15 protein-coding genes, 1 tRNA gene and 1 riboswitch are annotated in these 12,304 nt (G+C 55.5%); of the genes, 6 read left to right on the top strand and 10 right to left on the bottom strand.

Annotated features, from left to right (window positions below):
* From H5U36_01205 to H5U36_01195, 3 genes are all read right to left on the bottom strand, one after another.
* Nucleotides 1-1,459: Ig-like domain-containing protein (locus H5U36_01205; protein ID MBC7216801.1), on the bottom strand; the 1,459-nt coding region annotated here is incomplete at its 3' end.
* Nucleotides 1,460-1,489: 30 nt separating this feature from the next.
* Nucleotides 1,490-2,734: an ABC transporter ATP-binding protein gene (locus H5U36_01200; protein MBC7216800.1), complete on the bottom strand. Its 1,245-nt coding sequence runs from the start codon at nt 2,732-2,734 to the stop codon at nt 1,490-1,492.
* Complete coding sequence (locus H5U36_01195; protein MBC7216799.1) at nt 2,731-3,732, bottom strand: iron ABC transporter permease; 1,002 nt, start codon at nt 3,730-3,732, stop codon at nt 2,731-2,733. The genes H5U36_01200 and H5U36_01195 overlap by 4 nt, the downstream gene beginning before the upstream one ends.
* A 41-nt stretch (nt 3,733-3,773) precedes the next feature.
* Here H5U36_01195 and H5U36_01190 point away from each other — a divergent pair, with 41 nt between their 5' ends.
* Nucleotides 3,774-4,055 carry a hypothetical protein gene (locus H5U36_01190; protein ID MBC7216798.1) on the top strand — a complete coding sequence of 94 codons (282 nt, stop codon included), beginning with the start codon at nt 3,774-3,776 and terminating at the stop codon, nt 4,053-4,055.
* Here the strand turns inward: H5U36_01190 and H5U36_01185 are convergent.
* Nucleotides 3,991-4,926, bottom strand: a complete 936-nt coding sequence (locus H5U36_01185; protein ID MBC7216797.1) for a cobalamin-binding protein — start codon at nt 4,924-4,926, stop codon at nt 3,991-3,993. The two genes, H5U36_01190 and H5U36_01185, sit on opposite strands and share 65 nt — an antisense overlap.
* A gap of 107 nt (nt 4,927-5,033) precedes the next feature.
* Nucleotides 5,034-5,211, bottom strand: a riboswitch (cobalamin riboswitch).
* A 144-nt stretch (nt 5,212-5,355) separates the two neighbouring features.
* On the opposite strand from H5U36_01185, the gene H5U36_01180 reads away from it, so the two are divergent.
* From H5U36_01180 to H5U36_01160, 5 genes are all read left to right on the top strand, one after another.
* On the top strand, nt 5,356-5,679 hold the full coding sequence (locus tag H5U36_01180; protein ID MBC7216796.1) for a hypothetical protein: 324 nt from the start codon (nt 5,356-5,358) through the stop codon (nt 5,677-5,679).
* Between the two features lie 21 nt (nt 5,680-5,700).
* A tRNA-Val gene (locus tag H5U36_01175) sits at nt 5,701-5,775 on the top strand.
* 227 nt (nt 5,776-6,002) lie between these two features.
* Nucleotides 6,003-6,446, top strand: coding sequence for a nucleotidyltransferase domain-containing protein (locus H5U36_01170; protein ID MBC7216795.1), 444 nt, complete (start codon nt 6,003-6,005; stop codon nt 6,444-6,446).
* A gap of 11 nt (nt 6,447-6,457) precedes the next feature.
* Entirely contained in the window at nt 6,458-6,670 is a 213-nt protein-coding gene (locus tag H5U36_01165; protein MBC7216794.1) for a HEPN domain-containing protein, read from the top strand.
* On the top strand, nt 6,670-6,858 hold the full coding sequence (locus tag H5U36_01160; protein MBC7216793.1) for a hypothetical protein: 189 nt from the start codon (nt 6,670-6,672) through the stop codon (nt 6,856-6,858). Before H5U36_01165 ends, H5U36_01160 begins: the two co-directional genes overlap by 1 nt.
* Before the next feature lie 188 nt (nt 6,859-7,046).
* Here H5U36_01160 and H5U36_01155 read toward each other — a convergent pair whose 3' ends face one another.
* The 6 genes from H5U36_01155 to H5U36_01130 form a co-directional block, all read right to left on the bottom strand.
* Nucleotides 7,047-7,565: a nucleotidyltransferase domain-containing protein gene (locus H5U36_01155; protein MBC7216792.1), complete on the bottom strand. Its 519-nt coding sequence runs from the start codon at nt 7,563-7,565 to the stop codon at nt 7,047-7,049.
* Between the two features lie 186 nt (nt 7,566-7,751).
* Complete coding sequence (locus tag H5U36_01150) at nt 7,752-9,278, bottom strand: hypothetical protein (protein ID MBC7216791.1); 1,527 nt, start codon at nt 9,276-9,278, stop codon at nt 7,752-7,754.
* Between the two features lie 85 nt (nt 9,279-9,363).
* A complete protein-coding gene (locus tag H5U36_01145) occupies nt 9,364-10,008 on the bottom strand; it encodes a hypothetical protein (GenBank protein MBC7216790.1) in 645 nt (214 codons plus the stop codon).
* A gap of 30 nt (nt 10,009-10,038) precedes the next feature.
* Complete coding sequence (locus H5U36_01140) at nt 10,039-10,893, bottom strand: hypothetical protein (GenBank protein MBC7216789.1); 855 nt, start codon at nt 10,891-10,893, stop codon at nt 10,039-10,041.
* Nucleotides 10,853-11,374: a hypothetical protein gene (locus H5U36_01135; protein MBC7216788.1), complete on the bottom strand. Its 522-nt coding sequence runs from the start codon at nt 11,372-11,374 to the stop codon at nt 10,853-10,855. The genes H5U36_01140 and H5U36_01135 overlap by 41 nt, the downstream gene beginning before the upstream one ends.
* A 151-nt stretch (nt 11,375-11,525) precedes the next feature.
* Nucleotides 11,526-12,233, bottom strand: a complete 708-nt coding sequence (locus tag H5U36_01130; protein ID MBC7216787.1) for a response regulator transcription factor — start codon at nt 12,231-12,233, stop codon at nt 11,526-11,528.
* Between the last annotated feature and the right edge of the window lie 71 nt (nt 12,234-12,304).

The following is a 12,304-nucleotide window of genomic DNA, read 5'->3' as shown; positions in this document are numbered from 1 at the left end:
TGATGCGAAGGACGTTGATCCCTGCGACGACATCCCGGGATGTGACGATAATCCGCTGATCCGCACTCGGAGCCAGAAGGTCAGTCACTGCCGGGATGGTTCCAAGGTCATTCCCGTTGAGCGTGACCTGAACCTGGGTACCTCTCTCTCCCTGAACCCAGAGGTAAATGACTCCTTCTTCCGGCAAGGCCCCAGGGGTGAAGCGGAATTCCACGCTCTCCCCTCGACGCATTTCAAGAAGCGTGACACCGTTCACCGAGAAACCTGAGACCATCCGACCCTTGTAGCTCAAGCGATCTCCGTTGTGTCTCGGGCTGCCGCTTGAAAAGTCGAGGAAAAAGAGGGTCTCTGCAAGCGTCGGACGCACGTACTCAACCGTCAGAGTCACAAAAGCTTCCGAAGGAGCGTACTGGGCACTCCCCGGGAAGCGAGCCACAAGGTCAATGTCCATTGTCTCGGTAACCCTCGGAGCAATGTAAAAAACTGAGGCTTGGCCGGAAGTATCGGTAACACTTGAGGTTGCACTCAACGCACCCTGGGGAGCCTCCCACTCAATAGTCCTTCCCGCCAGGGGTTTTCCATCCCGGTCCCGGAGACGGGCAATGATTCGCACCCGCTCTCCTGGGGAAAGAACCACCTTCGTTGCCTCAAGACTCAGGTACGTTTCGACAATGCGCTGTCCCACCTCGACGGTGGCCTGTGCTGAAGACGGAGCAAGACGCACGTCTCCGGGAAAGCGTACCTCCACGGTAACCGTTCCCGAGAAGGAAGGGGCGTAGAAGGTATTCCGAGATGTTCCATCAGGACCGGTAATGGTCCGTGAGGTAGCCAAAGATCCATCACTTGCCGACCAGCGAAGCTCCTGTCCTCCAAGGGGATTCCCTGCCGAGTTCGTCAGGGTAGCGGTAAAAACGAGAGCGCTCGAAGGGCCAATCTGTACTACCTGAGGATCAATGGTGAGGACAGTACCCTGCATTCGAGCAACAACCTCAAAGTGGGTTCGGTCGGTAGCGTACTGGCCATGGAAAATACGACCTGCCTGATGCGGCGCTCTTATGAACCGCTCAAGGTCTCCGTCGGAAACCGGAGAAGGAGTAAGGAGAACCACCAGACGCTCTATTCCTCCAGGACCGGAAACCGTACCGGAATAGGTCTCGCTAATCCCGGAGCGAACAAACCGGTTCCGAACAAGGACTCGCACACTGCCATCCGGAAGGTAGTCGATGAGGTTCACGTACCCATCGCGATTCGTCCGGTACCGAATGGTTATGGGATCACCAATCGTGTAGGTTCCACCCTCTCCCCGATCCACAGAAACGTTGACATCTGCTGAGCGAGGAATGGAAATGTAAATCTGCGGATGGAGGGTGAAACGGAGTAAAACCTGTGCCTGGGCAAAGCCCAAAGCACCCCCCACACAGAGGACCACAAAGAGGACCACCAGACCCCTCCGCAGCATCACTGTCTCCTCCTTTACCTTTTGCAAGCATTATACCATATGGCGGAGAAGGGCTCTCGGATGGTCCACGACCACCCCTCCTCCCTCAAGGAGGGAACAGAGTTTCCCCCTGGCCTCTCCCCCGGTGTAATCCCGATCTTCTTTCAGGGCGTCAGAGAAAATAAGGATTCTCTTTCCTTCCCTCTGGAGCGCAAGGGCAAGGTCGAGATTGCGGACATTCCCCCACCCCCAGAAGGTCGGAGCGATGACGACAAAATCGGATTCTCGAGCAAGGGTCAGGGCTTCCCTGAGAGCATCGTCGCTCAGAGGAGAAAAAGGTTTCTCCCGTACCACCTGAAATCCGAGGCGCTCTGCCATCTCCTCATCGGAATCGAAGCGGTTCACCACCCCGACACTTACCGAAAAACCCTCTTCGTACAAAAGCCGCATGACCGCTAACCCACTTCCTCCGCCACATATGAGGTGTACCTGTTTCTTTTTGCGTTCCCTTCCGGGGCGCTGCAAAGGCAAAAAAAGCGACCGAAAGGCAAAGGGGTTGGCCACCTCCACAAAAGGCACCCCGAAGAGCTCCTCTAAAGAGGCTTCAGAGAGAACCTCCGAAACCTTACCGAAACGGAGAAGGTAGCCGGCCTTGAGGAGCAGCGCCTTTTCGCAGAACTGGGCCACGAGATTGACGTCATGGAAAATGGCAAAAACGGTGATTCCCATACGGGTGAGATTTTTGAGAATCCCGAGAATTTCAAGCTCATGGGCTACATCGAGGTGACTCGTTGGTTCGTCAAGGAGCAAGAGTTCGGGTTTCTGGGCTAATGCCCGGGCAATGAGAACCCGCTGCCGCTCGCCCCCGGAGAGCTCGCTCAAGGGCTCTTCGGCAAAGGCAAGGGTGGACGTCACCTCCATGGCCCAGGTCACCGCCTCTTCATCAGCTCTCGTCTCTTTCTGGAAGCGGGAAAGATAGGGAATTCGTCCCATCATGACGATATCAGAAGAGGGGAGGTCAACATTTCCCGGCACCTCCTGGAAGACCACTGCCACCTTTCGGGCAAAGAGACGACGGGGGAAGGTCCTTATGTCTCTCCCCTCAAGGAAAATTGCTCCCTTCTGCGGGATAAGAAGCCGGGCAAGGAGGTAGAGAAGGGTGGTCTTTCCCGAGCCATTGGGACCGAGGACCCCGACGAAATCACCCCGCTCAAGGGAAAAGGAAATGCCGCTCAGAACTTCCTCCCCATCCCGGTACGCAAAGGAAACCCCCTGGACCTCAAGGTACGGCTTCATAGGCTCCTCTTTCTCTGACGCAAGAGGTACACAAAGAAGGGCACCCCAAGGAGGCTCGTCACCACCCCTACGGGAAGTTCCACGGGGTGAATAATGCTCCGGGCAAGAGTATCGGCAAAAAGGAGTACCACTCCACCGACACCAAGGGAGAGGGGCAGGAGTTTCCGGTGATCCTGGAATCCCAAAAGGCGCAGAATATGGGGTACCACAAGCCCCACAAACCCAATCACTCCGCTTGTGGCCACACAACTCGCAACAAGGAGAGCAACCAGGGAAAGCATAAGGCGCTTCGTGCGCTCCACATCGATTCCTAAACTCTCGGCAACCTTCTCTCCAAGGATGAAGGCGTTGAGCTCCCGCCCGAAGGGCAAAAGTACCGTAACTCCCACAGCGAAAAAGGGGAGGACCATCCACACATTCCCCCATCCCCGGCCCCAGAATCCCCCCATGGTCCAGAAAACCACCTGGTGGAGGTTTTCACCTGAAAGGAACATTCCAAGGGAAATGAGCGCCGAGAAGAAAAATCCTACCGCAAGACCGGCCAAAAGGAGAACCTCAAGGGGCATTCTCCTCCCCACCCGGGCAAGGCGGAAAACAAAGAACACCGTCCCCAAAGCACTCACAAAGGCAAAAATGGGTACCGTGAAGAGACCGAAGTAGACCCCCGAGAGTATCGCCACCACCGCTCCGAAGGCGGCTCCGGAACTCACCCCAAGGATGTACGGGTCCACCAGGGGATTCTGGAAAATCCCCTGGAGAACTGCTCCCGAAAGGGAAAGCCCTCCACCCACAAGGAAGGCGAGGAGAATTCTTGGAAGGCGAATGGCAAAGAGAATAGTTCGCTCACTTGGCGAAAGGAAAGGAACCCGAAAGAGAGCCAGGGAATCCCAGAGACTGTACCGGCCCTGGCCCACCCCCTGGGCAAAAAAGAAGCTCACCCCGCACGCCGCAACGGAAAAGAGAATGAAAAGAGTCTCTGTCCTCTTTGCACGCCTCATATGCACGATTATACTTACTCCCCAAAAAGGGGGAGCACACTGTGGAAAAGAGAGCTTTTGTCTTCCGGAATGAAGATGTTCAGAGCATCATCGTCGAAATCCCAGAGGGTCACAAGCACCTCCGAACGACGATTCTCCTTGCCGACGGTACCTCTTTCACCTTTCAAGAAGCAACCATCGCCAACCTCGTCCGAGCCTACATCACAGTACTTACCCATCCTGTAAAGCAAAAGGTAGTCCTTTTCGGTCAGTCCCTTGTTACTCGGAAGGAGGGTTTTGCCCCATGGCAGCTCCTTGAGGCGGAAAAATCTCCGGATGCATGATGGAGGCAAAAATCCGCAAAGCTTCCACAACCCTTGGACCGGGCCGGGAAACGATGTCGCTATCAACAATGAAGACCTTTTTGTTCTGCACCGCCTGCAGAACCTGAAGCCTTGGATCGGAGGTCAAGAACTGGTACGGGAAGTTCTCGCTACCGTGGGTACTCACAACGGTAATGACGTCCGGGTCTCGACGAATGAGCTCCTCAAGGTCAAGGGTCACATACCCCTCAAGGTCCTCGGCAACGTTCCGCCCACCGGCCAAAGTTATGAATTCATGAATGAAAGTATTCTTTCCCGCCGTCCAGAGAGGATCGTGCCAAATGACGTGGAACACCCAAGGACGAGAATCCTCAGGAAGGTTCGCCACTTTCCCCGAGATACTCCGAATTGTTTCCTCCATCGAGGCTACAAGGCTTTCCCCTTCTTTATCCTTCCCAAGGAGAACAGCCACTTTCTTTATATCCTCAAGGACCTGGGCGATGGACTTTGCGTCAAGCACCACCACCGGATACCCAAGCTCAGCAATACGGTCAATCGTCTCCTTGGGGGTAAGAGACCCGGCAAGGACAAGGTCTGGAGAGAGGCGAACCAATGACTCGAGGTCGACCTCGGTAACACTCCCAACCTTCTCCTTTGTCTTCGCCTCTTCAGGGTAGTCGCAGTACGTCGTCACCCCTACGAGTTTCTCTCCTGCCCCAAGGGCAAAAACAATCTCCGTATTCGCAGGGGTAAGGGAAACAACTCGGTTCGCCGAGGCAGAAAGACGCACTGTCCTTCCCGCATCATCCACCACTTCAAGACCAAAAGCAGAAAACCCGAGAGAAAGGAAAAGGACAAAAAGAACGAGAAACACCGAGCCTCTCTTTTGCATCGCCATCCTCCTTACAATTCGCGAAGGAGGAGGGGGAGAGGGAGGGATACCTCGAGTGTCTGGGGCGGAGTCCAGATCACCTTTTCCCACCTCCTCTTTCCGCGAAGAGTGGTGGAAACGTCCCAGGCAGGTCTCCTGGCTTCCGGATCCTCGCTTGGTGCGCCTTCCCGGCTTTCGCCAGTGGCACTGCTGCACCGCACTCCCCGGTTACAGTGGCGGGACCGCGCCGGATTCGCACCGGCTTCCCTATTAAGGACCAAGTCCACCTGAAACGAACCACTACAAGTATACCACACTTCCGTGGTACAATGTACACTACTCAAGAAAGAAGGGAAGTCCATGCCCATTCATGAGGAATTCCAAAAGCTCGCCCGCGAGCTCTCTGGAAAACTGGAAGGGAAGAAAGGAGTTTTCACTCTCATTGTGCCCATTGCCGAGCGGAAAGCACTCCTCCGGAAAGACCGCCTCGAGTACATTGCCCGCTTCCGCATCGATGACACCGAAAAAGTCCTCCACTTTGCAGAAATGCTCAAGGAACAGGGTTCTGGGGTCTCTGCGGATTTCGGTTCCCAAAAGGAGCTGAGCCGCACGACTCCCGGTCCAAGAAGCGGTACCATTGAGGAACAATCAAACCTCTTCGGAGCCAAGTACGAGTACCGGTTCGACTACAAGGCAATTCGGAAGGCTCTTGAGGAAATAGCCCAGAAATTCGGCTACAAGCTCGAGTACCACGTGAGTTTTTCCGGCATCTAACTGTGGTATAATGAATTCGGTGGGCGAATAGCTCAGGGGGAGAGCACTTGCCTTACAAGCAAGGGGTCAGAGGTTCGAATCCTCTTTCGCCCACCAGATTTTTCAAGGCTTCCAGCGATCGACCCTCCTCGAGAAACCCCCTTCTGACACCAGCTTTGACAGCAACAGGAATTGGCATTACCAGAGGTCCTGCTGTATTCCTCCCTCAGGGATAGGGAAAAGAAGAACTACTTCTTAGGGGTTCCGAGTGTGTTGCCTCCCCCATCGAGAAGCTGAGCAAAGAGTTGCCGGAGAGGTTTCCAGGCCGTAGAATAGGTGTTGCTATGGAACTTGAGGAAATGGTGGCGCTTCTTCGAGAGGGACTCAAGAAATTGCCAATGAAGGTGGTGGCAGCAGCCCTCTTTGGCTCATGGGCACGGGGGGAGAAAACGCGGGACTCCGATGTCGATGTCCTCGTTGTGGCTGATGCCTTATGTGACAGGTGGCACAGAAGAGGCAAGGACATTGCCCGGATAAAGGAAGAGCTCTTGACAGACTTCCCCCTTGATATTCTTCTTCTCACGAGGGATGAGTGCGTCGCAAACTTCCGCAACCACAACCCCCTTTTCCTTGACATTGCTACAGAGGGCATTGTTCTCTACGACACGGATGGATTCCTTGCCAGGCTCATCGAGGAGACACGAGAGTATATCGCCAAGCGGGGGATACAGAAACTTCCCGGTGGGTGGCGATTCCCAACCAGGGGACGAGAGCCAACGTTCCTTTAGGCACGTGCTCTGTGTTTGACATTGGTAACATCCTCGCAAAAGAGGGGTACTTTGACAAAGCGGTGTACCACTTCCAGCAAGCAGTGGAGAAGTCGGTGAAAGCAATCCTTATATCCTTTGGGGAATATCCTTTGGGGAATTCCAGAAAACGCACTTTGTCGGCGAAATTCTCCTCAGGAAGGTTCGAGAACTCCCGGTCGATGAGAACTGGAAAGAGGCTCTGATGAGCATCGCCAGGGTAAGCCTTGAGGTTGAACCGGAAGTCACCTGGAGTCGTTATCCGGGCATCGAAAAGGACCACCTCTGGGTACCGTACGAAGAGTACACCCGGGAGGATGCCGAGGAAATTCGCAAGAAAGCGGAAAAGGTGGTAGAAACAGCACACGCTTTCGTAACGTGGTGGTTCCGGTAAGTGACCTGGAATTTATCAGTAATCAGTAGCCACAAGGCAAGAAGGGCCCTCCGTCCTTTCACATGGCGCAATGGAATCCGGCAAGGGCACCTGTCAAAAAGCAAGGGGGATTCGAGTCCTTTTCTACCACCAGATTTCTCAGGGTTTTCTCGACCGATTTCTCCTGGAATACGCTTCTTTAAACCAACTCAAAGCTCTATCACCTCTCCTGCCCTCAAGTCGGGTTTGAGGTCATAGTAGCGAATTTTGCCCAGTGTCTTCCTCTGTGCCCCGAGTTCATCCAACCGTTTTCGCAACCTTTCAAAAACTCCAAGCAGGAAATCTTCCCTGTCGTAGAGCAGTACTGCGTCCTCGATCATGTCAAGGTAAATCCAGTGGAACCTGTCAGCTTCATCCTTTGTGTAAACGAGCTCGGTAAAGTCTGCGTAAATCCCCTGTTTCCAGAGTTCCTCGAGCTCATTTTGGAGTTGCTCTCTTATGGGCTCAAGGAAGGCATGGCGTTTGAACATCCCTTTGGGCAAATCCCTGCAAACGATGAGTAGGTCAATGTCCGATTTCTGCGTAGCCTCACCCCTGGCAACCGAGCCAAAAAGAACAACGGAAACAAGGTTCTCGTCGAGATATTCTCCAGCCAAATGAGCGTACCTCTCAGCAAGGTTTCGCAAGACCCTGTTGAGTCCTTCCTGGTCCATCGTGCACCACTTCATCTCCAAAGCAGCCTCTTGTCCCTGGTCACCCCTGGAAGTCGTGCCGCCCCCTGCACCCTGCTCACTGGGTTTTGCCACAATCCTCGGGGTGAATGAAAGGGGAGCGGCGATTCCATCCGTTTTCCATCAAAAAACGTCACGCGGCACCAATTTGGAAATACCCGGAAACCCTTGCGGGACTCTGCTTCAGTGGCCCTTGAGGGTGATTGTGGTCTCCTCGTGGAGGAGCTCTTCCTCCCCCTCAAGGAGGGTGATGGCCAGGGTATAGGTCCCCGGTGCAAGGCTCTGTTCTCCGGTGAGGACCACCGTTCCTTCTTCTCCGGGGAGAACAAGTTCCCCTGAAGGCTCGGCGCGGAGTTGAAGCACCGGTCCCACCCGCTCGAGGACCACGCCCTGCTCTTTTTTGGGGATTTCCCGGAGCTCCACCTGGCAGGAAGGATTGAGGTGGACGTTGCCGGTATTGAGGTAGGTGATGAGGAAACGGGGAAAGAAGCCGCTCTCACCCTGAAGGAGCTCTACTTTCACGCCCTTCAGGGCCAGGCCCTTTTTCTTCTCCCCTCGGACGTTGTCAAAGAGGAAGAATACCGAGGTTGTGGAGGCCTCCTTGAGCTCCTCGCTCAGCTCTTTCTCCCCCGCCCTCTCCGGGACGAGGTCCACCCGGAGGTACTTGTTGCCCGCAGGGAGAACAGCGGGGAAATTGACGCTGAGCCGGACGGTCTTTGTCCTGTACGGAGGGAGTTCGAAGACCTCCGGGTCGACAGAGGCAAACTCTGCGCAGCGGGCCGAGTCAGCGCTTGAGGCATCCTTGAGTTTTGCCCGCACGGTGGCAGGAAGCGGGAAGTCGTTCCGCACCGGGATGCTCAGGGTACGCTTGGCACCGGGGACGATTTTCGTCTCCACGGTGGTGCTGGGAACGCTGAGGACCACAGGGACGTTCTCCTCGGTGTCCTTCTGCACGAAGGCCTTCCCTTCAAGGAGCTTGAGACCCTCGCAGGAGAACGAGAGCCGGGCTCCCGCCGGGCGAAGCCCTCCGTAGTCGATTTGCATGAGGGCAGTGTACTCTCCCCTCGGGAGGGGGTCCACAAGGAGTGCCGAGAAACCGACGGAGTTCCCGGGGATGACCCTTCCCCTGCCTCCTCCGATGGGGACCTCGGCGACTTTCTTCCCATTTCGGTCTGCGACGACGACCCTGCCCCGCCCCTCCACGTCCACGAAGTACCGTCCCCGATTGGCCAGGAAGGCAACGAAGCGGATGCCCCGCTCGTCCTGCCTCACCTCGAAGCGCTCGATTTCGGCGTACCTGCCGCTTCTTGTCTGCGCCACCCCCGGACGGCGGACGTCGAGGAAGATTACCCCGATGAGGCGGGCACTGATGTTCACCTTCTCCCCACCTGCATGGGTGTTGGTGAGGACAAGGCCTAAGGTGTAGGAGCCCGGCGAGAAGGAAGGAGGAATGGTGATTTCAACCGGGATTTCCTTCTGCTTGCCCGGGTCTACGGTGAAAGAGGAAACACTGGTTTTTACCCACTGGAGAGATTCATGGGGTTCTTCAACAGGCAGGTACTCTCCCCGCACTCCCTGACGGACCGGCGAAACAACGCAGGAAAACGTGAGGGGTTGATTACCCCGATTGCTGAGAGAAAAGAGAGCCCTTTCGCTTTTCCCCGGGGCCAGGGAAAGCTCCACAAAGAGGGGCGCAAGCGTCACCTGCACTTGCGCCCTCCCAGTCGCAAGCAGGAAAAACCACAGAACAACGCTTAGGGCAACTGTTCTCCATCTCATGGACTGGGGTTTATGGCTACGACGACAACTCGGCCATGCTCAGGGTAACGGTAAATTCGTCCTTGTATGTACCGGGACTTGGCTTTGTACCCGCAGGAATCTTGATCCTGCTCCATAGCTCGTAGTGGTCTCCTGTTGGATATTGCGGTGGCTGCCACCAGTCTTGGACCGGCCATATGTAGCTACCATCATTAACTTTTTTATGGTCATACCAGCCCCAGGAATAATCTCCACTCACAAGTTTCCACTGGGGAATCAGGTTGGATGGAGCATTATTGTCATCCCAACCGATGCCACTCCATGCTATGTTTATTGCAGGCCAGTTCGTGATGAATTCTGCCTTTGCTACCTCTACACCAGCTTCACCGGGGTAATAAACATTTCCATCCTGGTCCTTCTCACCTTCATCCAATCCCAGTGCCTGTGTAAGGTGCCAGTAGAACTGGGTATGGTTGATTTTGAGAACCAAGTATGGGTAAACCACTACCTGGAGTGTACAACCAATCTCGTGAGAGGTCTGATGTGGAATACCTGACGTATTTATCCCACCCTCTCCATAAAGTGCTCCCCAATCACCATATGCTATTAAATCCGCCATCGCCACACTGCCCAAGAGAACCAGCGCCGCCACCACAAGAATCCCCAGGTACTTCACGTTCATCCCTCCTTTTCATTTTTCTTTTCCCCGGGATTACTCCACTCCCTGTGACTCTTCCTTGTCTTTCCTTTCGCCGCCACCTCCTTTGTCGGGGCTGGAGACGACCATCCGGTCAAGGAGAACCCGGCGGTTTCTCCGGGGGGTGAAAACCCGGACCTCAAAGGTGCATCCCTCGGGCAGGACTTCTTCCCCAAGCTCCCCCTGAAGCAGGCGCCTGCCTCCGGGAAGGAGGAGCCCGGTCCCCTCAAGATGCACCCGCCGGAGGACTCTTCCGACGTCGGTCTTTACCACCACCTCGCCCTCACTCACCGGAAAGTGGACATCTCCCACGTTCTCCACCTCTACCTCTATCCTCCCCTTTTCCACCCTGAGGTCGACAATCTTTCCTCTGGCCCCCGAAGAATGAGGAAAGGTGCCGAGAATCAGGGTTCCCAGGCGAATTCCCACCGCCATTCCCGAAGGGGTCTCGGCGGGCAGGGCCTCGAAGAGCACGGCGCCGTACCGTCCCCCCTGCCCTCTGTGGGGCACGCGTATCTCAAAGAGGAGCTCCCGCTTCTCCCCTCCCCGGAGGACGAGCGGGTTCTTGCCTTTTGTGCTCATCCAGGGAGCCAGGGAAAAGGCGTCGGGTTCCTCAAGGAAGACCACCTCACCGTCCGGGGAGAGGGCGAAGGACACGAAGCGCACCGCGACCAGGGCATTCACCTCGCCTTCGTTTGTGAGGCTCACGGTGAAGCGCTTCACACCCCCCGGGGGAAGGGCAAGTTCCACAAGAGGCGGGGAGACGCTCAGAGAGAGCCTCCCCCAGGCAACACCCTCAAAAGCCAGAAGGAGTACGGCCCAGAAGAGGCTACAGCTTATAGAGCACGGTGAAGAAAGCCTGACCCTCATACTGTCCTGCTCCCTCGCGCGGGGTGATCTCGATGCGGAAGACGCACGAGGTTTCGAAGCTCACCGGCTTCGGGGAATTGTACACCATGACCTCTTTGTCTTCCTTGGAAAGAGGGTGGAATGGGTCGTTGGGTTTTTCCGGGTCGTCGAAGGAGACCTCAAGCTGTGTGACGGGGATGGTTCCGGCCTCTCCCTGGAGATCGGTGGCGCTGCAGTAAATCTTGATGGGCACGTTGGCGCTCACACACACCTTGAGGGGATTCCCCTCGTACCTTCCCGGACCCCGGTCGCAGAAAAATTGCACCAGGGGCTTGCCGTCCTTCTCGTACTCCGAGGAGACCGAGATGTGCACGAAGGGCTCCACCTGAGCAGAGAGGATGACGCTCGGACCCGGCCACTCCTGCCAGGAGTCGGCAAAGGCTGCTCCGCTGTGCAAAAGGAGTATACAGAAAGCCCAGAAAAAAACTAAGCTCCGCTGCATACCATCATTCCCCTGTATCAGGATAGATTCTCTTAAGAGGAAAGAGGAAGGTACCAGAGAACCAAAAATATGGGCGGAAAATACCAAAATTCCTGTAGGCCAAAAGACCTATGATTTCTCTCCGGGTACGTCAAAGAATGACAAACTGGAGTCAGCTCATGGAGAGCTTGAGGTCATCGTTGAGGAGACCTTCCCTGAAAGCCAGGACGACGAGCTGGAGCCGGCTGGCAACGCCAAGCTTTTCCAGGATGCGGTTCACATGGTTCTTAACCGTCTTTTCGCTGATGAAGAGTTCCCGAGCAATGGTGCGATTGTCTTTCCCCTGGACGACGAGCGCAAGGACTTCAAGTTCCCGCTGACTGAGACGCCCGACAAGGGGGGACAAAGAATTGCTCCGTTGGGAGGGACCAGACCTCCTGAGATGGGAAACGACAAGTGGCACCACTTCGGTGCCGATGACGAGATCCCCCTCAAGGATGGCACCCAGATCCCGGCACATCCGTTCCACAGAGGATGTTTTGAGAAGGTAACCACACGCACCCGAGGTCACGGCTCCAATCACCGTTTCCGGGGATTCATCAACGGTGAGCGCCACAACAAGAGTTTTGGGATTGAGCTCGAGAAGTCTGCGGATGAGGGTGATGCCGTTCATATCCGGAAGCTGGATGTCAACAAGGGCAAGATGCACCTTCCCGTGGGCAGCGAACTGGAGCGCCTCTTTGCCGCTACATGCAATAACCCAGCTGCACCACTGAAACTTCTGCTCCAAAACCAGCTTCAGCGATTCGGCAAAGAGCCGGTGATCGTCGACAATAAGGCAATAAGAGCAGGACTCCCGCTCTGGAAACCCCTCCTCCAATGCGCTCCCCTCCCCCGAAAACTACTACAGACCTTTTTAGGCATTGTACCATGCACATACTCTTAGGACAA

Source organism: Candidatus Caldatribacterium sp., from assembly GCA_014359405.1.
Classification (GTDB): domain Bacteria; phylum Atribacterota; class Atribacteria; order Atribacterales; family Caldatribacteriaceae; genus Caldatribacterium; species Caldatribacterium oleiphilum.
The sequence above is the reverse complement of the archived record's forward strand: the minus strand, read 5'-3'. Positions and strand labels throughout refer to the sequence as shown.

What these genes read in the sequence shown, in the direction of transcription:
- H5U36_01200 (MBC7216800.1), bottom strand. Translation starts at nt 2,734, where the DNA reads ATGAAGCCGTACCTTGAGGTCCAGGGGGTTTCCTTTGCGTACCGGGAT.
- H5U36_01195 (MBC7216799.1), bottom strand. Translation starts at nt 3,732, where the DNA reads ATGAGGCGTGCAAAGAGGACAGAGACTCTTTTCATTCTCTTTTCCGTT.
- H5U36_01185 (MBC7216797.1), bottom strand. Translation starts at nt 4,926, where the DNA reads ATGCAAAAGAGAGGCTCGGTGTTTCTCGTTCTTTTTGTCCTTTTCCTT.
- H5U36_01170 (MBC7216795.1), top strand. Translation starts at nt 6,003, where the DNA reads ATGGAACTTGAGGAAATGGTGGCGCTTCTTCGAGAGGGACTCAAGAAA.
- H5U36_01160 (MBC7216793.1), top strand. Translation starts at nt 6,670, where the DNA reads ATGAGCATCGCCAGGGTAAGCCTTGAGGTTGAACCGGAAGTCACCTGG.
- H5U36_01155 (MBC7216792.1), bottom strand. Translation starts at nt 7,565, where the DNA reads ATGAAGTGGTGCACGATGGACCAGGAAGGACTCAACAGGGTCTTGCGA.
- H5U36_01145 (MBC7216790.1), bottom strand. Translation starts at nt 10,008, where the DNA reads ATGAACGTGAAGTACCTGGGGATTCTTGTGGTGGCGGCGCTGGTTCTC.
- H5U36_01140 (MBC7216789.1), bottom strand. Translation starts at nt 10,893, where the DNA reads ATGAGGGTCAGGCTTTCTTCACCGTGCTCTATAAGCTGTAGCCTCTTC.
- H5U36_01135 (MBC7216788.1), bottom strand. Translation starts at nt 11,374, where the DNA reads ATGCAGCGGAGCTTAGTTTTTTTCTGGGCTTTCTGTATACTCCTTTTG.